This window comes from Staphylococcus sp. 11262D007BW, from assembly GCF_053547815.1.
In genome coordinates this window covers 1,746,148-1,771,504 of sequence record NZ_JBPWPJ010000001.1, presented here as the reverse complement: position 1 = coordinate 1,771,504, position 25,357 = coordinate 1,746,148, and the positions used below count along the sequence as shown (strand labels likewise).

Genomic DNA, 25,357 nt, shown 5'->3' with positions numbered 1-25,357 from the left:
AAAGATAGAACAGTAAAGGATTTCGCTCGTTAGGAGCAAATTCAAGGCTGTTCTATTTTTTATTTCAATAAATATATAATAATAAAAACTCTAAATACCAATGTCTATTTAAATTTTTAAGTATAAAAAAGTTTAGAGTATTTAATATATAAAATGAGTGGAACTATCCAAGTAAAATTTATGTAAATTTCTAACAAGTATATATTATCCAATTAGGTTATAGTATATTATGTTGGGGTATATTTAAAATTGCAAAATATACAAAAATTATTAGTGGAGGAAAAAGATGAAGAAAAATGATTTTATTTCAAATCGACTAAACAAGTTCTCGATTCGCCGTTTTACAGTAGGAACAGCTTCAATTTTAGTGGGAGCAACCTTAGTTTTTGGCATAAGTAATGATGCTAAAGCTGCAGAAGAGGCAGGGGCAGAAAATGTAAACGGTCAGTCAACTGATAGTACTGACGCCGGAGAAGCACTTTCCACTGACGAACCAGCTACTAGTGAAACACCAAATACTGATGTAGAAAATGATTCATCTTTGCAACCAAGTGCGCCGGTTGAAGAAGATAAGTCAGTTGAACCACAAAGTGATGAAGTAGATGGAGAACCATCAATTGAAACAAAAGAAGGTACTGATTCTAATGTAGAACCAAAATCTTCAGAAGAAGTGCCAACTTCTGAAAGTGAAGTAAACACAGATCCAAAACCAGCAGATAATGTTAATAAAGACTCTAATATTACTAAGGAAGAAGAAACACAAACAACACTTCCTAAAGAACAGGCATCTATAGGAAATGACGGCGTACAATCAGGCACACCAAAAATAAAAGACCCATCACCTGAAAATGCGTCACAAGCAGAATCTACTACACAATTACCTCCATCATCACCTCAGGCTACATCTAATGAAGATACATCTGCTAAGCAAATAACACCTAAAAAACCTGTAGAAAACCCAGAGGCATCTAAACAAGAGGCACAAGTTTTATCACCAGAAAAAGACACAACATCAAGCACATTGAAAGATGACGCAAACCTAACTTTAGAAAATAGTGAAGTTAACAACAATGTTGATTCATCTAATATCAATGAAAATACTAAAGCGACAGTTAAAAAGTTTTTAGAGCAGAATTCATCGTTATCAGCAGGTGAGATTGAGGAAACAATTAATAGCGTAGATATTGAGGATGCTGACTCATTAATAGAAATCTTACAAGACTTTACAAATCAAAAAGATAGTGAAACACCAGAAGCAACACCAACAGTATTTAGAAATGCACTATCAAATGAAGAGTCAATTTCATTAACAGGAAACGATGTAAAAAATCTTCAATTAGCTGGTTCTAACAAAGACGTCAGTAACTTAATGCAAATCTCTAACATTGATATTGAAATTACGCCGGGTCATACTAATCCAAATACTGGGAATTTAGAATTTTGGGCTACGTCAGGGGACGCATTAAAACTTAAAGCGGATTATCAATTAGATGATGAAATTACAGAAGGCGATCAATTTACAATTCAATATGGTAAAAATTATCGTCCTGGCGCACTTAATACAGCAAGAGATACACATACACTATATAGTAATGATGGTAAAATTATTGCTCAAGGTGTATATGATGCTGAAACTAAAACAACAACATATACATTTACAAACTATGTTGATCAATATCAAAATATTACGGGTTCATTTGTAATTACAACATTTTCAGACCGTTATCATGCGACAGATGATAAAACCGCGTATCCAATGGAAGTAAATATTGCTGGTCAACAGTATTCTGAGGATATTATTGTGGATTATGGTAATAAGAGTCACAAAGATGATCCTATTGTAGGAAGTACAGAATATATTGAAGTACAAAGTAAAGACCGTCATATGAATGTTTATATCAATCAACCCGGCCGAGTATATCAAAATTCTAAACTTACTGTAGACTTAGTAGGATTTAAATTTGATGGACAAACGGATGATTTTAAAATTTATAAAGTTACTGATGATAGCCAATTTGTTGATAGTTTTGCGCCTGATACAAGTCAACTTCAAGATGTGACAGATCAATTTAATGTCAATTATACAAATGATCATCAAGCAATAATTGATTTTGGTAGTAGTCTTTCTAATGGAGAAAAATTTATTGTTCAACACGTAGCTCATACAGATAAAAACTTTGAAAGTGATAAAGGGCAAATTAACTATAATTGGAATGCATATGATCTATATAGTGGTGTTCCAGTTGATTTTCCACATGAAAACTCTTACAATCTATTTGGTCAAGGTAGTACAGGTTCAGGAAACAATCCAGTTTATAAACTAGGTGACTATGTTTGGGAAGATGTAGACCGTGATGGTCAGCAAGGAACAGATGAAAATGAAAAACCAATTCCTGGTGTGGCAGTGATCTTAAAAGATGCTGACGGTAGAGAACTTGATCGTGTAACTACAGATGAACAAGGTAAATATGTATTTGAAAACTTACAAAATGGTACATACCAAGTTGAATTTGTGCCACCTGAAGGTTATGAAATGACACCTGCTAATGCTGACGGTGTTGCTGATGATGTCGATTCGGATGGTTTAAATGTAACTGCTGTAATTGATGGTGCAGACAATATGACTGTAGATAGCGGTTTCTACAAACCAACGCCAACATACAAATTAGGAGACTACGTATGGGAAGACGTAGATAAAGATGGAGTTCAAGGAACGGATACTAACGAACAACCAATCGAAGGTGTAACAGTTATCTTAAAAGATAAAGACGGTAACGAACTTAACCGTACGACAACAAATGCCGAAGGCTACTATGAATTCGACGGTTTAGAAAACGGAGACTACACAGTAGAATTTGTAGCACCAGAAGGATACGTGGAAACACCAGTCGATCAAGGAGAAGATGACAGCAAAGATTCAGACGCAGGTATCGTTGATGTAACGATCCAAGATGCGGACGACATGACAATCGACAAAGGATACTACAAACCAGCGCCAACATACAAATTAGGAGACTACGTATGGGAAGACGTGGATAAAGATGGAGTTCAAGGAACGGATACTAACGAACAACCAATCGAAGGCGTAACGGTAATCTTAAAAGATAAAGAGGGTAACGAACTTAACCGTACGACAACAAACGCCGAAGGCTACTATGAATTCGATGGTTTAGAAAACGGAGACTACACAGTAGAATTTGTAGCCCCAGAAGGATATGTGGAAACACCAGTCGATCAAGGAGAAGATGACAGCAAAGACTCAGACGCAGGTATCGTTAACGTAACGATCCAAGATGCGGACGACATGACAATCGACAAAGGATTCTACAAACCAACATACAAATTAGGTGACTATGTATGGGAAGACGTGGATAAGGACGGAATCCAAGGAACAGACGAGAATGAAAAACCAATTAAAGATGTAACAGTGATCTTAAAAGATAAAGATGGCAACGAAATCAACCGTACGACAACAGACGAAAAAGGTTACTATGAGTTCACAGGCTTAGAAAACGGAGACTACACAGTAGAATTCGAAACACCAGAGGGATACGAAGAAACACCAGTTAACCAAGGTGGAAACAACGAAAAAGATTCAAATGAAAGTACTGTGAAAGTAACAATTAATGGTAAAGATGATGTAACAATCGACAAAGGATTCTATAAACCGACATACAAAATCGGAGATTACGTATGGGAAGACGTGGATAAAGATGGAATCCAAGGAACAGACGAGAACGAAAAACCAATTAAAGACGTAACAGTAATCTTAAAAGATAAAGACGGCAACGAAATTAACCGTACGACAACAGACGAAAAAGGTTACTATGAGTTCACAGGTCTAGAAAATGGAGACTACACAGTAGAATTCGAAACACCAGAGGGATACGAAGAAACACCAGTTAACCAAGGTGGAAACAACGAAAAAGATTCAAATGAAGGTACTGTGAAAATAACAATTAATGGTAAAGATGATGTAACAATCGACAAAGGATTCTACAAACCGACATACAAAATCGGAGATTATGTATGGGAAGACGTGGATAAAGATGGAATCCAAGGAACAGACGAGAACGAAAAACCAATTAAAGACGTAACAGTAATCTTAAAAGATAAAGACGGCAACGAAATTAACCGTACGACAACAGACGAAAAAGGTTACTATGAGTTCACAGGTCTAGAAAATGGAGACTACACAGTAGAATTCGAAACACCAGAGGGATACGAAGAAACACCAGTTAACCAAGGTGGAAACAACGAAAAAGATTCAAATGAAGGTACTGTGAAAGTAACAATTAATGGTAAAGATGATGTAACAATCGATAAAGGATTCTACAAACCGACATACAAAATCGGAGATTATGTATGGGAAGACGTGGATAAAGATGGAATCCAAGGAACAGACGAGAACGAAAAACCAATTAAAGATGTAACAGTGATCTTAAAAGATAAAGATGGCAACGAAATCAACCGTACGACAACAGACGAAAAAGGTTACTATGAGTTCACAGATTTAGAAAACGGAGACTACACAGTAGAATTCGAAACACCAGAAGGCTATGAAGAAACACCAACAGGTCAAGGTACTGACAAAGGTAAAGACTCAAACGAAAAAGTGGTTAACGTTACAATTAATGGTAAAGATGATGTAACAATCGATAAAGGATTCTATAAACCAACATACAAATTAGGTGACTATGTATGGGAAGACGTAGACCAAGATGGTATCCAAGGTACAGATGTTAATGAAAAACCAATGTCAGGTGTCACTGTGACATTGAAAAATAATAACGGTGAAGTCATCGGTACAACAACAACAGATGACAAAGGTTATTATGAATTCACAGGCTTAGAAAACGGAGACTACACAGTAGAATTCGAAACACCAGAAGGTTATCAAGAAACACCAACAGGTCAAGGTACTGACGAAGGCAAAGACTCAAATGAAAAAGTGGTTAATGTCACAATTAATGGTGCAGACAACATGACAATCGATAAAGGCTTCTTCAAAGAAGAACCAACAACACCAGAAGAGCCAGGAACACCGGATGAACCAAATACACCACCGACAACACCAGGAGAACCAAATACACCGGCTACAACAGCAGGTGAGCCAAACTCAACAGAGGCATCATCAGAAGGTAATGGTTCTACAGAAAAAGAAACAGCATTACCAGATACAGGTAGTAACAATTCTAACCAAAATACAACTTTATTCGGATCATTATTAGCAGCAGTTGGTTTATCATTCTTAGTAAGACGTCGTCGTAAAGAAGATAAATAATTCATCCCTTCATCCCTTTTTTAATAGATCTTCTTAGGACGATGTGGGAGTCAGTTAAGCACAGATGTGGTACTGGCTCCCTTTAATAATCATTTGATTGCGTATTAGAATATTGTTGAAAAAGTGAATAATATGAGAAAATGAAAATGTAGATAAATGGTGAGGAGGAAATAAGATGGCTGAAAATAAAGGTAAAATTACAGGAACAGTAACTGGCAAAGCAGATAAGAAAATCAAAGGAACAGTGAAATCTACTTCAAAAAAAGAACAATAATAGTAAAGCGGAGTGAATGGTTAAGGTGCCATCCCTCCGCTTTTTTAAATAAATCTTATTTACGTAATTGATATATTTTATAAAGTAGTGGTTGAACAGGTTTGATAAAGTCTCCCACTAATTCTTCGACATAACCGCCAAATCCTTTTTTGAAATCCACAACACCCGCATCTTCAGCTTCGTCAGTGAAATCTCCAGTAATACCGAAGAAATTATAACGACAAATTTTTTGATCTAGTGCATACTGAATCATTGACCATTGTAATGCATAGTTACCCATATAACGATTAAATTTAGGGTTAGAACCGCTAAACATATAAGTCATTTCATCTTCTGTTTGAACAAAGATAGCTGAAGCTAAGTAGAGGGTATTACCGTGTTCTTCATATAGTTGTTCTGCTTCTCTTTTACGTTTGTTGATGCTGTTCACGATAATTTCTTGATCTTTTAACACATTGCGTTTTTTCTTAGATTTAGGCGCGTTGTTAGCAGCTGTTTCTAATTCTTGGCGTTTGGCCTCTGCTTTGTCCCATTCTTGTGATAAATGTGCTAAGTGTTCATCAAGATTTAAGTAGGCTACTTTTAAATGTGTCATATCGCCATAAGTTGATAAGAATTGTTTAATATCATCTTTTGAAAATAACGAGAATTGATGTTTTTTCTCTGCCATTTGGTAAAGGTCATAAAAAATATCGAATTCATCTTCTTGTAAGTCGCGCACTTTAACACCCATTTCAATGGATTTACGGATGCTTCGTGCTGTATTGTAATCCATCCCATTTAAAATGTCTTCTTCAGTACGGCCTTTTAACGGTAAAATGGATAACCAACGTGCTTGACTTAGTTCGCTATATCCAGTTGAAAAACCTTGGTGTTTGTAACCTAATTTTTCTAGGTGGTTCATCCAGATGTGATTATCTTTTGATTCAAGTATTTCGCCATGATGGTCACGAATGTTTTCAATAATATATGGATTAATTAATGCAAATATTGTGCCGCGACGACGTAAATATAGTGTTAGTGATTTGAAAAAGAAGTCGACAAGTTCAATATTGTTATAATCCATCACTGGACCGCGATGACTGTAGGCATAATTAAAAAATTTGAGGGTAGGTGCTGTCGTAAATAATCCAGCAGCTATGACTTCATCTGAATCAGTTTTAACACCTAATAAATAAACGGATTTGTTGTTCTCTTTTCGATAGTTAAAATGTTGAATTGACTGGGTGTATTGACTGGAATGTTTGTTAATAAAAGTCTCATATTCTGATTGATTTAATTCTGTAAAATACATAGTTATTCGCTCCTTAGCTATAAATTAACACGTTTAACTTGGATATGCCACAAATTATATTTATTGAAAACTTAACTTAATAAAAAGGAAATAATGAGGGGATTATATGTAAAAAAATAAATAATTAGATAATTGTGAAAGCGCTATCATAGTGGTATAATAGAGGTGTAAAGAGGTAGTATTAACATAAGCCATGACGGAGATACTTACTGTTAAGGAGTGGTGGGTAATGTATAAACATATTTTAGTACCTTATGATTTTGGTAACACTTTCAGAAACGTACCAGACCAGTTGGTGAAATTAGTAGGTCAGGATAAGGATGCTCAGATTGTCATATTTAATGTCATTTCTGAAACGGAATTAGCTAATTATGTACGTTATCAAAACAAACACCTTGAGGAAGTCAAAGCGGAGAAAAAAGAAGAAATGCGTCCATTTTTAAATCAAATAGACGAGCTTGGATTAACTTACGATGTCCGATTTACAACAGGTACACCTACAAAAGAGATTGTGAATGAAGTTGAAGCGCATGATTATGATGTCGTCGTGATGAGTAACAAGCGTTCAGAAATTGATATTAAACATGTACTGGGTCATGTTACGCATAAAATCGCAAAACGTATCAACATACCAGTATTGATTATAAAATAAATAGAAAAGCGCTCGACCACGTTTAATTGAGTGGTTGGGCGCTTTCTTATGTTAAATTAACGTTTTTAAAATATTGACGTGGTTATATGTCGTATCTTTAGCAGCATATAATAAAATCACATCTTGTTTTGCGTTTTTGACGATGCGTTTAAGTTGGTTTAATGCCTCATGTTGTGCCTCATTCTCTTGTAATTCTTGTTCATACTTTTCTTTAAATGCTTCATATTTTTGCGGATCGTGGTTGAACCATTGTCTTAAAGCCGTGGTCGGTCCAATCTCCTTAAGCCAATGATCAAGTTGTGCTTTTTCTTTTGACACCCCTCGAGGCCATACTCTATCTACAAGAACACGGATACCAGGTGAAGTTTCTTCATTATAAATACGTTCCATTCGAACATTGCCCATTTTTAACACACTCCTTATTTACACAACTACCCTTTATACTAAAAGTTAAGTACTCATGTTAAGATATGTACATAAATCACTAAATGGAGTGTCGAGATGGATATTAAACAAATGACCTATTTTGTTGAAATAGTAAAACAGGGTGGTATGACGAAAGCAGCTGAATCAATGTTTATTGCTCAACCGACAATCAGTAAAGCGATTAAAGAATTAGAACAAGAATTGGGCAAAGCATTGTTTGATCGTTCAAAACGCCAACTCAGTTTGACGGATGTTGGCCAGGTATTTTATGAAAAATCACTGGAAATTCTCAATTTATATGATAACTTACCTGATGAAATTAACAGTGTATTAGGGATTGAGAAAGGACATATTACGATTGGCTTATCAGCGATCATGGATATGGAACGGTTTAGTCGAGTGCTTGGGCAATTTCATCAACAATATCCGAATGTTACTTTCAATTTAATTGAAAATGGGGGTAAAACGATTGAATCGCAAATACGTAATGGCGATATTAATCTCGGTGTCACATCTTTACCGGTTGATGATATCCAATTTGATTCGTTTCCATTATATGCGGAAACCTTTCAAGTGGTGGCACATCGCTCTCATCCGTTATCACAGCGGCAAACAGTACAAATTTCAGATTTAAAAAATGAAGATTTCATTTTATTTAACGAAGATTTCTATCTTAATGACAAAATTATTGCGGCAGCTCGCAAAGTAGGGTTTGTACCAAATATTGTATCGAAAATTTCACAGTGGCATTTTATTGAGCATTTACTTACCGCTAAAATGGGGATTAGTATTTTGCCGGAAAATATTGTGCGCATAATTAGTCAAAACCCAAATATTTGTGTCTTACAAATAGAAGAAGAATCACTGCAATGGGAAATGGGTGTCATTTGGAAGAAAGATGTATATCTGAACCATGCTACAAGGACCTTTTTAGATTACTTAAATTTATACCATTAATTAGTGACTCATAGATAAAAGTAATAGGTCATATGAAAAAGCTATATTTTTATTATGAGTCAGAACGTTCTATAATAATAATTGTTCGAATGAAGAAAGGGAGACGGTAATGACTGTAATGAAAATTATACGCGTGATCGCGCAAATCATTTTGATTTATTGTATTACACGTGTAGGCAATTGGATTCAACAGTTATTTCATATCCCTATTGCAGGTAGTATTATAGGATTAGTTTTATTCTTCCTACTACTGCAACTCAAAATTGTTAGAGTGAATTGGATTAAAGACGGTGCCAATTTTCTTCTAGCAACAATGGTTTTTTTCTTCGTTCCATCAGTAGTTGGTGTAATGGATGTTATCACCGATTTGGATTTGAATTTTATCGTGTTTTTTATCTTACTTGTTATCGGCACGGTTCTCGTTGCATTAAGTTCAGGTATAGTGGCTGAAAAGATGACAATGAGAAAACGGTGTCGTCATTCGCAAGGTGATAAGTAATGTGGATTCAAGCGCTATGTATGATTGCCCTAACAATCTTATTGTTCTTGATCGCACGTTATGTTTATGTCAAATTCAAATCACCATTTCTTAACCCCGCTTTGATAACATCAATAGGTGTAATTATCGTCTTACTCCTATTTCACCAAGACTACCATTCATACATGATTGGTGGCCAATGGATTAACCATCTATTGAGTTGTACAGTTGTGTGCTTAGCGTATCCACTGTACACAAATCGCCATAAGATCCTTAGACATTTCCGAACAATTTTCACGAGTGTTGTTACGGCAGTAATTTTGAACTTTTCCCTAATATTCTTCTCTCTCAAATTACTAGGTTACAGTCGTGAAGATATTGTTACTTTGCTCCCTCGCTCAATCACAGCGGCTGTTGGGATTCAAGTTTCACAACAGTTAGGCGGGGAAGATACGCTAACGTCGATGTTTATCATCGCAACCGGTATATTAGGAAGTATACTGGGTGCCATACTCATTAAAATGACAAAGTTCCAATCCTCCATCGCACGCGGGATGACATTTGGTAATGCATCACACGCTTTTGGGACTGCAAAAGCCCTTGAAATAGATGATGAGTCTGGCGCCTTCAGTTCAATCGGCATGATTCTTACAGCTGTGATGAGTTCAATCATGCTACCTTTATTGTTGATGTTATTTTATTAATTCTTAAACCACGGTATTTCCCCTAGATACCGTGGTTTTGTTATACATAACTGTTGATACGCAAATGTTACAATACAGTGTACCTAATAGGCGAAGATAATGTACATATGCTAAAATAAAATTATTATATATCAACAAGCGGAGGTATAGGATTATTATGGATGTAATGATTTATATTCTAGCTGCGTTAACACTTATTTCTTGGATCTATACAGCAATCCTATTTCGTAAACATAAAGGGCAACGTAGCCAAAAACCAATGAACTTTACAATTGTCTCAACAGTGATTACAACGTTATGGGTAATGTTTATGTTTATTAAAAGTTTAAATTAGATAAAAGATGATGAGAGGCACATCAGTGTCTCTTTTTTTGTGGTTATTTAAATTGTGTCAATCAAAGTTGAGTAGGGTATAAAAAAGTGTAGTAAATACGGTCTTCAAATTGGGACACAATTTGGTATAATACGCTTAATAATGAAGCAGAGAGTGGAGTGAAACTATGGTTAAGACCTTAATCATTTCTGACGGACATCCGTATACGCATCAGTTTGTTGAACAACTTATTCAACAACAACATAGTGTATACGTTTATACACCCCCAACAACAAAACAACTTACAAAAGGCATGTCACTGGAAATAGATTTATTTGATTTAACACAGATTCAACATGCATTAGAAGATATAGACTGGGTAACTATTATTGGCAATCCAACGGCCTCCTTTACGGCTTTGACACAAGGTAGTCAACTGAATAAGGAGCGATTAATTTATCATAACTTAGCACAAGCGATGCACACACATCACATTAAACATTGTTTAGTCATTCATGATACTTTGAAGGCAAGTTTGAAACAGGCGATGGCCTATTTTAATGTAGAAACACATTATCAGACACTACCACGACGTTATCGTTTATTAGGAAAACGTGCGTTACAACAAGGATATAAAGAAGTTAAAACAGTTCGTTCAATTCAATCACTTGAAGTGCCTAATGAAGTACCAATGGACGGTGTCGTATCGATGTATGGATTGTTTTTAAAAACAATCAATTTACATGTCATTAATGGTGTATATGACGGTACGACGTTTAATATTATTGTGCCATTCATCAATCTCCCACTTTTAAAAATGACCCGCACTCAAGAAAGTGATCGCACAAATCGAGTGGTATTTGATATCACAGGTGGATTGTTGGTGGGGCACTCATTCCATCAACCACAAATGGAATTTCGACGTTTAGAAAGTGCATCTAAAACATGTTTAATTGCATTGCATAACTATGTACCAAGATTACCATGGCACATTTATCGTTATACGCAGGCACCTATTCACGTGTTGGTCTCTTGGTTATTCCATAAGTATTGGCGACAAATTAAATATTAATTTATATAGTGATGGGCTATAAGTTTGTTTGCTTGCATATTTTGTACGACTCCAATATAATTATTTCACGTCAGTATTAGACCAATAAAAAAGGTGGAATAGATAATGAGTTTAAACAACGATTTTGATGCAATATTGACGGGACGTCGCTCTGTGAAAGTATTTGACGAGAATGTTAAAATTCCGCGTTCAGAAATGAATGAAATACTCGAAAAAGCAACATTAGCCCCATCATCTATCAACATGCAACCATGGCGTTTAGCTGTTGTAGATAGCGAAGAAGGAAAAGAAAAATTACGTCCGCTTGTTCAATTTAATACGCGTCAAAATGATACTTCAGCTGCAATGATTGTTATTTTTGGAGACATGCTTAATTATCATTATGCAGATGAAATATATGGCTCAGCAGTAGACAAAGGATACATGCCACAAGAGGTCAAAGAAGAACTTGTTGAAAAGTTCGTTAAAATGTATGAATCCCTAGATCGTGCAAGTATGAATGATATTGTAAAGGTAGATAGTAGTTTAATGGCAATGCAACTAATGCTTGTTGCACGTCAATATGGTTATGATACGAACCCTATTGGTGGGTTTGATCGCGCACATATTGCAGAAGCATTAGGTTTGGATCCTGAACGTTATGTGCCAGTCATGATCGTCGCAATCGGTAAAGAAGCGAAAGCAGGACGCCCTTCATATCGCTTACCAGTAGACCGTGTCGTAGAATATCATTAATACTTTTAAATATAAAAAGAGGAGAGGTTGGGACAAAATCCTGCTTTTGGGACACCGTTAATCGGTTTCCCAGAGCATTAATACTTTATGTCTCAACCCCTCCTTTTTGCGCTTTATTGACACGATAGAGACTTTGTTGACCTTCTGGTAGTTGCTCTACAAATTCAGCAGGGTCTTCAGCATATTTGTTACTTGCGCCACCCTTCATCCGTTGAAAGTGAAGGTGAGGGCCCGTCGTTTGTTCGCCACTATTTCCTGATTGAGCAATCACTTCTCCAGCTTCAATCGTATCTCCTACATTGACATTATAATCACTTAAATGCATAAACCATTGGAAATATTGTCCATTCGTTTCTTGAACTTCCAATACTTTTCCACCGAGATCATCAGTGAATATATTGGTCACTCTACCATTTGTCGGTGCGAGCACATCCGAGCCAACCGGTAAGCGATAATCAATACCGTAATGACGATCATCACCATCAAAAGAGAGATTGTTATTATATGTTCCAAAACCATGTGTTTCACGGTCTTGTTGAAAGAATCGTTTACCTTGTGAATCGTACCAATCTGCATATTTATCTTGAAAGTCTGTAAAATGTTGCATGCCCCAAAATGCGACACCAGCAATTATCACAATTGTAAGTATAGACGTTAGCCATCTTTTCATTTTGATTCACCCATAAGAAAGAAATGATTTAATTAGTGTAAAATGATATGTAGCCGGTTGCAATAAAGTTGCTTGTGAAAAGTTTTAGATAAATGCTTAAAAATTTTAAAAGAAAGAGTATAATAGAGATTATGCGAGTTAATACGGGCAACTTAACTAATATTTCTATTAAGTGTTATATAACTTTTTCTTTATAAGTAGTTAAGGGTGTGTTAATTTATAAACATATGTTTATTTAAAATATAGTTTATTTTTAGAGTAATGGAATGGGGATTTTCAATGAAAAATTTAGATTTAAAACGGACCGATCGCTTGAAGCAAAATCAATCGCATCGGTATCTGCCGGGATTGGATGGTTTTAGGGCAGTTGCGGTTATCGCAATTATCATATTTCACCTCAATCCATTGTGGTTACCTGGTGGCTTTCTAGGTGTCGATACATTTTTTGTTATTTCAGGTTATTTAATTACGTCATTATTATTAGCAGAGTTCCAAAATACCCAACGTATTGATTTAATAGGGTTCTGGACGAGACGTTTAAAACGTTTGATTCCTGCTGTATTTTTTATGATAACCATTGTCGTACTTTATACAATCATTTTTGAGCCACAAATCTTTTATAATGTAAAAAAAGATGCTGTCGCGGCTATATTTTATGTTTCTAACTGGTGGTATATTTTTGAAGATGTTGATTACTTTAATCAATTTGCCGTGGAACCGTTTAAACATTTATGGTCACTTGCGATTGAAGAACAATTTTACTTGTTTTTCCCAGCTATTTTACTAATTTGTCTTAAGATTTTTAAAGAACGTGGTACATTTTTCATTATATGGGCAGTATCATTACTCTCATTAATTTTAATGATTATCTTAAGTTTCACAATTGGAGATCAAAATTATTCAAGATTATATTTTGGTACAGATACAAGATTACAAACGTTATTATTAGGTTCTTTATTATCGTTCTTATGGCCACCTTTTAAATTAAAGGCCACGATTTCTAAAAAACAAAATAGCTTAGTTAGTTTGATTGGTTTAATCAGTATAGCAGTATTAATCGTTTTATTCTTTGTAATAAGCGATCAAGATATTTGGTTATACCGTGGAGGATTTTATCTTATTTCAGTATTGACGTTAATTGTCATCGCTGTTGCGGTTGTGCCATCAGGTATCTTCTCTAAAATACTCGGTAATCCAGTGTTTGTTTATATTGGAAAGCGCTCATATAGTTTATATTTATGGCATTATCCAATCATTGTGTTTTTACATAGTCACTTCGTAAATGGTCAGATTCCATTTTATGTATACATCATTGATATTGTTTTAATGTTATTGATGACAGAGATTTCATATCATTTCATTGAAAATCCAATACGTCGAAATGGTTTTAAAGCCTTTGCAGTGAATCCTAAACACATTGGTCGTTTCATTCGCTTTATCGTTTCAGCGATATTAGTTTTAGTCACATTATTATTCTTATTTGGCTTATTTGATAGTATCGGTGATGCCCATAAAGAAAAAGAAAAACAAACGACATTCACGACGAATAATGCTAAGAAGGCGCCATCTGATAAGCAATCTACGGAAAAAGATCAAAGTGATGATAAAGATGGAGATTCTAAAGCGTCATTCGATTTATCGGAAGCGTCACCATTGTTAATAGGTGACTCAGTAATGGTGGATATTGGAGATGTATTCACTGAAAACGTGCCAAACGCCACAATTGATGGACAAGTTGGACGTCAACTAATTGATGTGCCTGATATAGTCGATAGTCAATATCAATCGTATAACACGAAAGATTCCGATGTTGTACTAGAGTTAGGCACAAATGGTGATTTTACAAAAGATCAACTTGAAGAATTACTACAACGTTTTGATAAAGCAAATGTATATTTCGTTAATGTTCGAGTACCACGTGATTATGAATCACATGTCAATTCATTAATTGCAGAAGCTGCTAAAAAGCATAAAAATGTGCATTTAGTTGATTGGTATAGTGCTTCAGAAGGGCATACAGAGTACTTCGCATATGATGGTATTCATCTTGAATATGAAGGATCTAAAGCATTATCAGAATTAGTTCAACAAGAAATAAAGAAAAAACACGAAGCATCATCTAAACAAAAGGATTAAATATAAAGAAGCGATAAGGCATTCTAAATAATGAATGCCTTATCGCTTCTTTTCTATATAAATGAATTTGTCTAGGGTAGACTAAAATACATATATAAACAAAAAAACCAGGGAATGAATCCCTGGTTGAAATCGTTATGGTATAATTACATACCCCAAGCTGATAAACCTTGAGCGTTGTAAGCTTTTTCAGCTGCGTCTAATTGTTGATCTACTGTGTTAGTAGCTCCCCAACCTGGCATAGTTTGGAATAAACCTGAAGCACCTGATGGGTTTTGAGCATTTACTTGACCGTTTGATTCACGAGCAATGATCATTTCCCAAGTTGATGCTGGTACACCAGTACGTGAAGCCATTTCTTGAGCAGCTGAAGAACCAGTTGCACCTGCAGTGTTACCGTTACCTAAAGTAATTGAACCAGTGTTTGATGATGAAGTTTGAGTTGTTTCTGGTTGTGGAGCTGCTGCAGTTTCTGGAGCTTGCTCACTTGATTGTTGTACGTTTGATACTGTGTTGTCACCAGTTGATTGTGTAGCTTCTGCGTTAACGTCTTGAACGTCAGTTTGAGTTGGTTGAGCAACTGAAGTGTTTTCGTCTGAAGCAGTACCGAAACCGTTATATGACCAACCGAATTGTACACCGTCTGACCAGAAGTGGTAGCTAACGCCATCTAATGTGAATGTATAGTCATATGCACCTTCTTGGATTGGGCTTTCATTTAAAGATGCATCTTCGTTTAATGCTAATTGAGCTAATTCTTGTTCGTTAATGTTTGATTCTGCAGCGTCTGCGTCAGTAGCGTGACCAGCTACGCCTGTTAATCCTAACGTTAATGCTAATGATGAAGCGAATAATGTTTTTTTCATAATTCAAAGTCCTCCTAGAAATTTTTTCTATATTTTCATTTTCAAATTTGCTTGCCAAAAAATTCAACAACCACACTCTAACAACCTTAAGGACATTTGTAAATTACGTGTAAATAACAAAACGTTACATAAATATTTCTTATATACTTTAATGTAATATTTTTGTAATATTAATGATTGTTGAAAACGTCAATTTTTGTCTCTTTAAAGTTATGGTTGTGATTCAAAGTAAATGTTCAAATAATTCTTTTAAAATAGCGATGTATTACAAATGTTACAATGGGTTTTTGAATTGTAATGCAGATGACAGTGATTCTCGTATAAAATGATTAATAATAGAGAGAAAAAAGTGCGTGATTTACAAAGTCAACTCATTTTAAATTAACAATTACTAGAGGTGAAGGTATGACTACATCAATAGAAACGCTAAGAATGGAAGCTGCAAAATTATCTCGTCAAACACATGCATTAGGTATTCCTATTATGATTGTCTTTGAAGGCGTTGTTGCTGCAGGGAAAACACGGTTAACCAATGAGCTATTGCTGAATTTGGATGCCAAATATACACACTTTATTGCCACGAAGTCACCATCAGAGGAGGATCTTCGTTATCAATTTTTGCAACATTACTGGGATACACTGCCTGCTAAAGGGCATATCAATATTTATTTTCGAAGTTGGTATGCTCATTATATTGATTATCACGTCAATCATCTAAAAAAGGATAAGTTAAAAGATACTCAAGTATTGAAGGAATCCATAGAAGATTTTGAGACAATTGTTCAAAATGATCATCATGAATTGATTAAGTTTTATGTCGAAGTTAATGAAGCAAAACGACAAGAACATATTCAACAAATGAAAAACAATCCATTAATGAACTGGAAAGCACATGAATATGAAGAAGTCATTCCTAAAGCACAATATACAGAAGAAATGTCAAAGCTTATTGATGACTCTTTTAAAACCATTGATTATACACACAAGGAAGCTGCTGTTAAGCAAATGTATCTTCATTTAATTGAGAGAATGAAAAAAGCGATTGAACGTTATCATCAACGCCAAGAAGCAGTGAATGGTGCATTTACACCTGATTTTACAACGGAGCGGTTTAATCAAACGATTCATAAAATCCGTAAAAAAGACTATAATGAATTGATTACTCAATTACAAGAACGGTTGCGAGAACTTCAATTTGCATTATATGAACATAAAATCCCTTTAGTATTGGTCTATGAAGGTATGGATGCAGCAGGGAAAGGTGGCAATATTAAACGAGTGAGAGCATTATTAGATCCAACTGGTTACGAAGTCAATGCGATTAGTGCGCCGACAGATGTGGAGTTAAATCATCATTATTTATGGCGATTTGCGACTAAGATGCCAAAAAGTGGCCATATTGCTATATTTGATAGAAGTTGGTACGGACGTGTATTGGTTGAAAGGGTCGAAGGGTTTGCCAGTCAAAGTGAATGGTCGCGCGCCTATGAAGAAATTAACGCATTTGAAAAAATGTGGACTGATGAAGGGGCTATTGTACTAAAGTTCTTCTTATGTTTAGATAAACAAGAACAACTTAAGCGCTTTGAAGCACGTCAACAAGATGAAAATAAACAATGGAAAATTACAGAGGAAGATTGGCGTAATCGTGAAAAATGGGATTTATATTTAGAAGCAAGTGAGGATATGATTGAACAAACAAATACATCACGCGCACCATGGCTTATTGTGCCAGCCGATCATAAAAAAACAGCACGTATTCAAGTTTTAAAATACATTATTCAAAAATGTGAGGAAAAGCTTTGGGGCGTTAAACAATATGATTGAACATAAAGCGTGATATACTTGATTATCCATTTTCTACTATAATATGTCAGTAATGTTTGACGGTCAAAGTGCTGATGTAGAGTTTGTACAATAAGGAATAGAGAAATAGAGGTTTTGGCATGACAACAAATAAGGATGAATATGGAAAAGCACACAGGCAATTAATGACATTAAAAGAACACCCAGAGGAAGCACTAGAGATTGTATTTGCGGGTGATCATCGCGCTAATGATGCGATTGTGCTACTGCACGGTGCTGTGATGAATTATAAGATTATGAGTGTCTTTGAAAAATATTTACATCATACTCAGCTGATTTATATTAATTGTCCTGGGCGTGGTCAGAGTACAGAGATAGATCGTCAGACACATGATTTATCAGATTATGCAACACGTATTAATGAAGCATTAGTGCGTATTGTGAGGGACCAACAAATCCATCAGCTTGCGATTATTGGCTACTCGATGGGTGGCTTGCTTGCTACAAAGTTAGCGAGATACAATACATTGCCTATTTCACATCTCATTTATTTAAATAGTGCGGCTAAAATGGATTATAAAGAGATAAGATTAACCAAATTATTAACTGAAATGACAAAAGAGATGACACCTAACCCTAAAGATGGCATTATAAAAAGTATTCCTGAATATGTATTGGATAAAGGTATCTCTGATAAATATAAACAAGAAGATACGAAACAATTCACCAAATATTTTGCGCCTTTAGAGGCAATGATTACAGATTTGCAATATACATTGAAAACCAATTATATAGAAGATATTGCACTGATTGATCACATGCCAGACATTTTGTTTTTATTAGGCGAAGAAGATGTTATTTTCCCTAATAAGGACTCTAAAGAAACGATTGAAATGTTTAAAGCGCACGGGGCTAAAGTCAAGTCCGTGACGTACCCAGATGTAGGACACCTTGATTTTTTAAGGGTATTAGACCGTGAAGAAGGTGGACAACTGGGAAGTATTGAGTATAATATCAATCATTGGTTACGGGGTTGAGACTTAAAGGATTAGTCTCTTGGGAGATTGATTAACGGTGTCACAACCTCTAGCGATCAATAACATTTCGGGCGAAAACAAAAGTTTGGTTCGATTTTTCAATTATAAAAGAGAGAATTGACGGTGCTAAAGATATGAAGTCAACGATTAAAATGAACAATTTGATATTTATTATTATTTTAGGAACAATGACTGCTTTTGGGCCGTTATTATCAGATATGTATAGTCCGGCTTTACCACTGGTACAAGAGGATTTTCATATTTCAACGTCTCAAGCACAATTGACGTTAGCGATTGCGATGATGGGTATTGCGATTGGCCAATTTGTCATAGGTGTGATTGCAGATCGTATGTCGCGTCAAAAGTTAGCGATTATGATTTTAAGTATCGTATGTCTTGCGTCTATCGTAAGTACATTTAACATTAATTCTGATTTATTTATGGTAATGCGTTTCATTCAAGGGGTTGCCGGCGGAGGTGCGATTGTACTTGCTAGAGCTATTGTAGGGGACCGCTATGAAGGACAACGATTAAGTCACTTTTTTACAGCATTAATGGTAGTTAATGGCATTATTTCTATTTTAGCGCCTTTAGTCAGTGGATTTATTTTAAGTGTCTCTGTATGGCAAACGATTTTTATCGTATTAGCTTGTCTGAGCATTATTTTACTGATTTTTGTTGCGCTACATCCTCAAATCAAAGAAACAGCAATGGTAGAAGATCATACGAAGCAATTTACAACGATTTTTAAAGATTTTGGCCATTTGCTTAAAACACCGCGCTTTACTATTCCGATGTTATTGCAAGGTGTCACGTATATTATGATTTTTAGTTATAGCGCTGGGGCGCCGTTTATAGTCCAAAATGTTTACCATTTGAATCCACAAACCTTTAGTTTATTAATGGTAGCGACAGGTATAGGACTCATTATCATGAGTCAATTGTCTAATATATGTTTACGTTACTTTGAACAAATTCGCGTATTAAGTGCCTTTATCACGATACAAGTGATTGGCGCAGTGCTCGTTGTTATCGTATTGTGGATGCATTTACCTTTATACATGTTAATTATTGGTTTACTTGTAAGTGTCACACCAGTGACAGCCGTAGGGCCATTGGCTTTTTCTCTCGCTATGCAAGCACGCACGGGCGGAAGCGGTAGTGCTTCCAGTTTATTAGGCCTCTTTCAATTTGCTTTAGGAAGTGCCATTGCCCCATTGATTGGTATTCAAGGCGCTCATAGTGTAACGCCTTTTATCATTATTGTAAGTATTACAGGCGTATTATTAGTTGTGCTCTTATATATTGTTTACAAAAATGCCTATCATTGGAGAAATACTTAAAGAAAACGACCTTAACACGTGATGATGTTAAGGTCGTTTTTTACTATTTAAAAGAAATCAGCTGTAGCGATCTCATCTATATTGAAATTTTGTAACTTTTGTATAGGTTCACTGTTTAAAAAAGCCTGCATAGTCTCTGTTTGCATAAACTCGTCTTTGTATCCTTTTAGTTGGGCGACATTATCGGGTTGCTCTAGAAAATGTGCGACAACATAAATGATGCCTATTGCGATGGCTGCTCTCAAAATTGTTTTCATCGATTGTTCCTCCATAATGTAAATTCTATCTTAATTGTAGCTAAAAATTAAATAAATATCATAGTACTAGAGCAAGAGATCTATCCACGTCTTTAGTCTAATAACCCAGCAATAAAATTAATGTGTTTATGTAATTAAAATATACTTACAAATTAGGTTGAGTTCTGCTAATATTATATTAATACTATTTAGGAGCGAGAGGAACACTGATGATGAAAAAAAGAGTGAATGCGAATATTGGGAAAAAGCGACGCAATCAATATGTGATTAGAAAGTTTAATATCGGAACAGCATCTGTACTGATGGGAACAGTGATGTTGTTAGCAATAGCAGAGGATGCTAAGGCAGAAGAAACGAATACTATTAAGACAGAAAATGTTAATACTAAGGAAAGCAATTCATCGACTGAGGATGATGAAACGACATTAACACCGTCGTCAGAAGCAGACGTATTATTAGATGAACAAGAAACGAACGCTGAAATAGATCAAAACAGTACAACAGAAAACGTAGAAGTGCAAGAACCACTTGAAACGACTGAACAACCTCTTACTACAGAGACAAAAGAAGAAGTAACTAAAACGGAATCGAACCGCTCATCAGTAGAAAATGAACCTTCTTCAACTACAGATCATTCTCCAGAAACGGTTTCTGATACACCTCAACAGGATATGCCAACAACAAATACGACAGAAACACAATCGACACCTAAGTCCACAAATAATGTATTTCGAGCAGCTGCGGATAGCGAAGTAAATGTTGATCAACCTGCGCCTCAAGCAAATACAAAAGAGATACAGGTAGACGGTATTGATGAAACAGTCTATCAAAAGGAGATTCCAGTTTTAGATTCTTCACCTAAAGCACAAACGCTTGGAATGGGGCGTGGATTAGGTCAAGCGCGTGAAAGTTTGGGGATTATTTTACCAAAGGATGAAACATTGTATATACGTCAATCTGGCACACAAAATGAAGCGGATTTAAGTGTGAGTCTTATGACGAATGATGGCAATTTTAACAAGAGTGCTATCATTCCGAAAAGTGGCGAATGGACAGCGATATCTACAGGTATCGATAGTGCAGCATTTGTTTATTTACCAAAGGGTTTAAATAATATTCCGCTCGTTGATTTTTACGTAAAAAATAATATGCTACAAGCTTTACCGACTTACCGTAGAGGTGAAAATCAAGAGTCATTCGAAACGCAATGGGTCGATCAAGATGCGAGCTATGCCTTTGTGGATGGGGACTATAATTCCTTTTTAATTCCACGTGTCGATCGCGATCGTGTATTAAATATGAAACATCAAGAAGGCGCTAATGCGTTTCATAATTTAGATGAGATGATTGATTATTATGATCATGTGGTCACGCAATATAACGAATGGGCTGGTTTAACGGATAATCCTGAGTCCGTTAATTTTAACGTAGGTCAAAAGTATTTTACGGTAGCTAACATTAATGGATTTGGTTTAGCTTATTGGTCGTGGGATCACATGGGATCTAATGATGCGTCGATGTATGGTTACTTATCAAAAGGTTGGCTCTCTTTACATGAAATTGGTCATGGATTTGATGGTTGGTTAGCAGATGACCCTAAGATGCCTTTATTAGAAGTTTGGAACAATATTTTTGCGAATGAGTATCAAATGAATGTGGAAAACCGTGAAGCGGGCTGGTTATATGAAGGCAATCAAGAAGGATTTCAACAACGTTTTCAAGAGAACATTTTAGATGCGACGCCTTATACAGATTTCAATCAATATTCAGCGAGAGAAAAGTTAGACTTTATGACGCGCATGGTTCGTCTGACTGGCATTGAAGGGATGACAGATATGTTGCAAAATATTCGTCAAGAAGTAGCAACGACCTCATCTTCAAGAGATATGCCACGTTGGATTGGTGATTATTGGTTAGCTGAGCGTGGTTATAATGCATTGGCATATTTTGATTTATTTGCGATAGATACACCTCAATATTTAGAAGACCGTTTAAATGCGTATTCAAATAGTTATATTTATCCTTTGGCAATGCTAATAGAAGATGAAGCAGAGGCACAAAAATATGTAGAGCAACTTGGACTTGCTACTAAATATGAACTTGTTCGTTCTAAAGATATTGCTGATACAACGATTCAATCAGATGCCACAGTTAATTTAGCGTTAAACAATCACATTTTGCCAGAAGGGGCTACAGTCTCTTTAATGGATGGTACTGCTACTGTCGCAACAGCAGTTGTAAAAGACGGTAAAGCACAGTTTGACGGTATAAGACCAGGTATTTTTCATATTAAAGCACCTGTCTCACAACAGTTAGCGTTACCGGATCATACTTATATTGTTGTACGTGAAAACCACGATAATGAAGCGACATTAGTTTATCCTAAGATTGAGGAAACACAAACCGCGCTATCCCAAAAAATTTCATTATTAGGATTAAGTAACCGAGAATTTACAACTGTTGCGTACACGCCAAATACAAAAGAAGTCATCTTACGCCAAAATAGTGGCCAACCACATTTTTATTTTACAGATGAATATGCCCATGTGACGATTCAAAAGCAAGATGGTACGGTTGTTTTTGATGAGAGTATTGTAGGAAATGATAATATCGCCGCATTGGATGAGACTTATCATTTAGAATATGGTGATAAGGTCATTATTAAGCATCGTGAACCAGATCGTCGACAAGTAAAACGTATGGAAAATAATACAATCATGGCTTTGCCAGATGCAACCATGCAAACAGTGACTTATACACTGACGGATAAAGGGTTTGCGATTAATGATGAAACTGAACAAGATGTCACATCAAGATATACTGACGTTATTCAACAAGATATTGATACATTCATAGACACGGTCGAAGCAAATCCTGATAAAAATTATCGTACGGTATTATATCGTCTTGTACAAAGTGTTGAAAAAATAGAGGGCGCTGATGATCGAGAAGCATTATTGAAACAATTAGAACCATACCTAGAGCAATCTACTATCACACCGCTAACTGTGCAACCTATCGAATATGATCATCAAATCATTCAAGGTCAATCAAGTAATGGCGCATCGATTACTGTGACATTACCTTCTAATGCAACGTTAACGACTGAAGCAGATGAAATGGGAAATTGGTCCCTTCAGTTATCGCCATCACAACAATTAAATTGGCAAGATCAAGTAGAAGTGATTGCAGTCAAAGATGGCGAAGTGCGTTCGAATGTGGTTAATGCTGAAGTAATTGATACAGTGAGACCAGATGAACCAACGCTTGTAGCACCACAAGCAGGTAGCAAAACAGTTCAAGGGACAGCCATGCCAAATGTACAGGTGATTGTTCAATTTAAAAATGGTTCAAAAGTAACGACACAAGCCCAGGAAGATGGTAAGTGGAGTATTTCGGTGCCAGAAGATGTGACGTTAGCATACAATGATCAAATTGTGGTAGAAGCCATTGATCAAGCAGGTAATACATCGAATCGAGCAATTAAGACTGTCATCGACACGATTCGTCCGAAACGCCCAACTGTGACACCTATTGAAGCAGGAAGTCACATCATATGGGGTACTGGAGAAACGTACAAAGATGAAATTTTAGTAAGATTACCAAATAATGAAGTAGTTAGAACGAAAGTCGGGCGTAATGGTACATGGATGATAGGTGTGCCGTTCAATGTCACATTAAATGCAGGGGATTCTGTATTAGTTTCTGAAATCGATCAAGCAGGTAACTATTCATTAGCAGGTGTGGGTTCAGTGGTTGATACGACAGCACCAAAAGTACCAACTGTTGATGAAATCACCACAGAATCTGAATGGATTACTGGGCAAGCTGAACCAAAAAGTCAAGTCCGTGTCGTTTTAGCAGATGGTACAGTGTTAACAGGTTTTGCTAATGAAGCGGGAGACTATCAAATAAATGTGCCACAAGAAGGGCTTTTACAACCAGATACGTCAGTTACCGTGACTGCTACAGATGCTTATAACAATACCTCTGCAGAAGTACAACAACCGATTCAAAATGTTGAGCCAATTGTACCAGAGGAAGCGCCAGAAGTAGAAGCGGAACCGGAACCGCCAGTAGAAGACGAAACACCGCAACCACCAGTGGATGAGGAAGATTCGGAAGTAGAAACAATGCCTGAAGACCCGTCACCTGAAGAAGGTACATCTGAGGTAGACGAAGCACCTTCAGAAGAAGATGAAACGCCACAACCTCCAGTTAAGGAAGACGAACCTGAAGGAGAAACACCGACTGATGAGGAGGAGCAACCTGAAGCGGAAGTACCTCAAGTAGATAATACGCTTGAAGAAGATACGTCTGGAACTGATGAAGCACTACCAGAAGAGGAAGATACGTCTGATGGTGAAGCGCCACAAGTGGACGACGACACATCATCAGTTGAGGAAGAAACATCTGAAGCAGAAGAAACATTAGAAAATGACACAACTGAAGCGGAAGAACCAGCGTCACCAGAAAAAGAAATGATGGACGATAATCAAGATCTTCCATTACAAGAAGACATATCAAAAGAAGAAAATAGATTACCAGCAGAAGGTCAGTCAATGCCGGCTGTAAAAGGTGAGACAGTTGAGCCAAACGTGCTTGATTTAGAACAAAATCAACGTACTCCTCAACATCTACCACTGACTGATAAGACATGTCTTGTAAAAGACAACGCCTCTATCGTCAATGTGAATACGAATATGAATCAATCAGGTCAAGTTAAACAAGCATTGCCTGAAATAGTTTCAAGCGAATCGAACTTTACGAATGATGGCACATCTGCACCTACATCGCTAGAACATGCAGCGACGCATAACGACGCGTCACAGTCGAAGGCGTTACCAGAAACGGGAACATCACCACAACGTACACCTTTATTAGGTTGGGTGGCAACGTTATTAGGTTTTGGCGTGTTTGCACGCTTTAGAAAGCAAAAACGTTCATATAAAACAGAAGAATAAGATTAAATGAATTGGGTTGGGGCATTTTTATATATGCTCCAACCTTTTAATGTCATAAATTAAAAAATATGATAAGTTTAAAGAAAGAA

The 25,357-nt window shown here is 36.1% G+C and carries 18 protein-coding genes; 13 read left to right on the top strand and 5 right to left on the bottom strand.

From position 1 onward, the window contains the following. Positions 1–286: 286 nt before the first annotated feature. Entirely contained in the window at positions 287–5,284 is a 4,998-nt protein-coding gene (locus tag ACEE93_RS08770; protein WP_449156505.1) for an SdrD B-like domain-containing protein, read from the top strand. 329 nt (positions 5,285–5,613) lie between these two features. Here the strand turns inward: ACEE93_RS08770 and ACEE93_RS08765 are convergent, their stop codons facing one another. After that, positions 5,614–6,852, bottom strand: coding sequence for an aminoacyltransferase (locus ACEE93_RS08765; protein WP_449156504.1), 1,239 nt, complete (start codon positions 6,850–6,852; stop codon positions 5,614–5,616). Between the two features lie 229 nt (positions 6,853–7,081). Here ACEE93_RS08765 and ACEE93_RS08760 point away from each other — a divergent pair, with 229 nt between their 5' ends. Then, positions 7,082–7,504: a universal stress protein gene (locus ACEE93_RS08760; protein ID WP_449155318.1), complete on the top strand. Its 423-nt coding sequence runs from the start codon at positions 7,082–7,084 to the stop codon at positions 7,502–7,504. A gap of 51 nt (positions 7,505–7,555) precedes the next feature. Here ACEE93_RS08760 and ACEE93_RS08755 read toward each other — a convergent pair whose 3' ends face one another. Next, positions 7,556–7,909 carry a DUF488 domain-containing protein gene (locus ACEE93_RS08755; protein ID WP_449155319.1) on the bottom strand — a complete coding sequence of 118 codons (354 nt, stop codon included), beginning with the start codon at positions 7,907–7,909 and terminating at the stop codon, positions 7,556–7,558. 96 nt (positions 7,910–8,005) lie between these two features. Between ACEE93_RS08755 and cidR the strand changes: the two genes are divergently transcribed. The 6 genes from cidR (at position 8,006) to ACEE93_RS08725 (ending at position 12,189) form a co-directional block, all read left to right on the top strand. Then, a complete protein-coding gene (gene cidR, locus ACEE93_RS08750) occupies positions 8,006–8,887 on the top strand; it encodes a cidABC operon transcriptional activator CidR (RefSeq protein ID WP_449155320.1) in 882 nt (293 codons plus the stop codon). A 109-nt stretch (positions 8,888–8,996) separates the two neighbouring features. Continuing rightward, positions 8,997–9,386, top strand: coding sequence for a CidA/LrgA family holin-like protein (locus ACEE93_RS08745; RefSeq protein WP_449155321.1), 390 nt, complete (start codon positions 8,997–8,999; stop codon positions 9,384–9,386). Beyond that, positions 9,386–10,069, top strand: coding sequence for an LrgB family protein (locus ACEE93_RS08740; protein WP_449155322.1), 684 nt, complete (start codon positions 9,386–9,388; stop codon positions 10,067–10,069). The genes ACEE93_RS08745 and ACEE93_RS08740 overlap by 1 nt, the downstream gene beginning before the upstream one ends. A gap of 157 nt (positions 10,070–10,226) precedes the next feature. After that, the gene (locus tag ACEE93_RS08735) at positions 10,227–10,403 is read left to right on the top strand and encodes a hypothetical protein (RefSeq protein WP_449155323.1); all 177 of its coding nucleotides are present in this window, start codon (positions 10,227–10,229) and stop codon (positions 10,401–10,403) included. Positions 10,404–10,569: 166 nt separating this feature from the next. Then, complete coding sequence (locus ACEE93_RS08730) at positions 10,570–11,454, top strand: hypothetical protein (RefSeq protein ID WP_449156503.1); 885 nt, start codon at positions 10,570–10,572, stop codon at positions 11,452–11,454. Between the two features lie 105 nt (positions 11,455–11,559). Then, positions 11,560–12,189: a nitroreductase family protein gene (locus ACEE93_RS08725; RefSeq protein ID WP_449155325.1), complete on the top strand. Its 630-nt coding sequence runs from the start codon at positions 11,560–11,562 to the stop codon at positions 12,187–12,189. A gap of 85 nt (positions 12,190–12,274) precedes the next feature. Here ACEE93_RS08725 and ACEE93_RS08720 read toward each other — a convergent pair whose 3' ends face one another. Then, positions 12,275–12,859, bottom strand: coding sequence for a M23 family metallopeptidase (locus ACEE93_RS08720; RefSeq protein ID WP_449155326.1), 585 nt, complete (start codon positions 12,857–12,859; stop codon positions 12,275–12,277). Between the two features lie 279 nt (positions 12,860–13,138). Between ACEE93_RS08720 and ACEE93_RS08715 the strand changes: the two genes are divergently transcribed. Then, the gene (locus ACEE93_RS08715) at positions 13,139–14,995 is read left to right on the top strand and encodes an acyltransferase family protein (protein WP_449155327.1); all 1,857 of its coding nucleotides are present in this window, start codon (positions 13,139–13,141) and stop codon (positions 14,993–14,995) included. 146 nt (positions 14,996–15,141) lie between these two features. Here the strand turns inward: ACEE93_RS08715 and ACEE93_RS08710 are convergent, their stop codons facing one another. Then, positions 15,142–15,861: a transglycosylase SLT domain-containing protein gene (locus tag ACEE93_RS08710; protein ID WP_449155328.1), complete on the bottom strand. Its 720-nt coding sequence runs from the start codon at positions 15,859–15,861 to the stop codon at positions 15,142–15,144. A gap of 405 nt (positions 15,862–16,266) precedes the next feature. Between ACEE93_RS08710 and ACEE93_RS08705 the strand changes: the two genes are divergently transcribed. The 3 genes from ACEE93_RS08705 to ACEE93_RS08695 all read left to right on the top strand — a co-directional run bounded on the left by ACEE93_RS08705 (position 16,267) and on the right by ACEE93_RS08695 (position 20,047). Beyond that, positions 16,267–17,688, top strand: a complete 1,422-nt coding sequence (locus ACEE93_RS08705; RefSeq protein ID WP_449155329.1) for a phosphate--AMP phosphotransferase — start codon at positions 16,267–16,269, stop codon at positions 17,686–17,688. 119 nt (positions 17,689–17,807) lie between these two features. Further along, positions 17,808–18,704: an alpha/beta fold hydrolase gene (locus tag ACEE93_RS08700; RefSeq protein WP_449155330.1), complete on the top strand. Its 897-nt coding sequence runs from the start codon at positions 17,808–17,810 to the stop codon at positions 18,702–18,704. A 134-nt stretch (positions 18,705–18,838) separates the two neighbouring features. Beyond that, complete coding sequence (locus ACEE93_RS08695; protein ID WP_449155331.1) at positions 18,839–20,047, top strand: multidrug effflux MFS transporter; 1,209 nt, start codon at positions 18,839–18,841, stop codon at positions 20,045–20,047. Between the two features lie 47 nt (positions 20,048–20,094). On the opposite strand, the gene ACEE93_RS08690 is transcribed toward ACEE93_RS08695, so the two are convergent. Beyond that, entirely contained in the window at positions 20,095–20,304 is a 210-nt protein-coding gene (locus tag ACEE93_RS08690; RefSeq protein WP_449155332.1) for a hypothetical protein, read from the bottom strand. A gap of 209 nt (positions 20,305–20,513) precedes the next feature. On the opposite strand from ACEE93_RS08690, the gene ACEE93_RS08685 reads away from it, so the two are divergent. Next, on the top strand, positions 20,514–25,268 hold the full coding sequence (locus tag ACEE93_RS08685) for an Ig-like domain-containing protein (protein ID WP_449155333.1): 4,755 nt from the start codon (positions 20,514–20,516) through the stop codon (positions 25,266–25,268). Positions 25,269–25,357 lie beyond the last annotated feature (89 nt).

Excerpts from the sequence above, each read along its gene's own strand:
- ACEE93_RS08770 (WP_449156505.1), top strand. The coding sequence starts at position 287 with ATGAAGAAAAATGATTTTATTTCAAATCGACTAAACAAGTTCTCGATT.
- ACEE93_RS08765 (WP_449156504.1), bottom strand. The coding sequence starts at position 6,852 with ATGTATTTTACAGAATTAAATCAATCAGAATATGAGACTTTTATTAAC.
- ACEE93_RS08760 (WP_449155318.1), top strand. The coding sequence starts at position 7,082 with ATGTATAAACATATTTTAGTACCTTATGATTTTGGTAACACTTTCAGA.
- ACEE93_RS08755 (WP_449155319.1), bottom strand. The coding sequence starts at position 7,909 with ATGGGCAATGTTCGAATGGAACGTATTTATAATGAAGAAACTTCACCT.
- cidR (WP_449155320.1), top strand. The coding sequence starts at position 8,006 with ATGGATATTAAACAAATGACCTATTTTGTTGAAATAGTAAAACAGGGT.
- ACEE93_RS08745 (WP_449155321.1), top strand. The coding sequence starts at position 8,997 with ATGACTGTAATGAAAATTATACGCGTGATCGCGCAAATCATTTTGATT.
- ACEE93_RS08740 (WP_449155322.1), top strand. The coding sequence starts at position 9,386 with ATGTGGATTCAAGCGCTATGTATGATTGCCCTAACAATCTTATTGTTC.
- ACEE93_RS08735 (WP_449155323.1), top strand. The coding sequence starts at position 10,227 with ATGGATGTAATGATTTATATTCTAGCTGCGTTAACACTTATTTCTTGG.
- ACEE93_RS08730 (WP_449156503.1), top strand. The coding sequence starts at position 10,570 with ATGGTTAAGACCTTAATCATTTCTGACGGACATCCGTATACGCATCAG.
- ACEE93_RS08725 (WP_449155325.1), top strand. The coding sequence starts at position 11,560 with ATGAGTTTAAACAACGATTTTGATGCAATATTGACGGGACGTCGCTCT.
- ACEE93_RS08720 (WP_449155326.1), bottom strand. The coding sequence starts at position 12,859 with ATGAAAAGATGGCTAACGTCTATACTTACAATTGTGATAATTGCTGGT.
- ACEE93_RS08715 (WP_449155327.1), top strand. The coding sequence starts at position 13,139 with ATGAAAAATTTAGATTTAAAACGGACCGATCGCTTGAAGCAAAATCAA.
- ACEE93_RS08710 (WP_449155328.1), bottom strand. The coding sequence starts at position 15,861 with ATGAAAAAAACATTATTCGCTTCATCATTAGCATTAACGTTAGGATTA.
- ACEE93_RS08705 (WP_449155329.1), top strand. The coding sequence starts at position 16,267 with ATGACTACATCAATAGAAACGCTAAGAATGGAAGCTGCAAAATTATCT.
- ACEE93_RS08700 (WP_449155330.1), top strand. The coding sequence starts at position 17,808 with ATGACAACAAATAAGGATGAATATGGAAAAGCACACAGGCAATTAATG.
- ACEE93_RS08695 (WP_449155331.1), top strand. The coding sequence starts at position 18,839 with ATGAAGTCAACGATTAAAATGAACAATTTGATATTTATTATTATTTTA.
- ACEE93_RS08690 (WP_449155332.1), bottom strand. The coding sequence starts at position 20,304 with ATGAAAACAATTTTGAGAGCAGCCATCGCAATAGGCATCATTTATGTT.
- ACEE93_RS08685 (WP_449155333.1), top strand. The coding sequence starts at position 20,514 with ATGATGAAAAAAAGAGTGAATGCGAATATTGGGAAAAAGCGACGCAAT.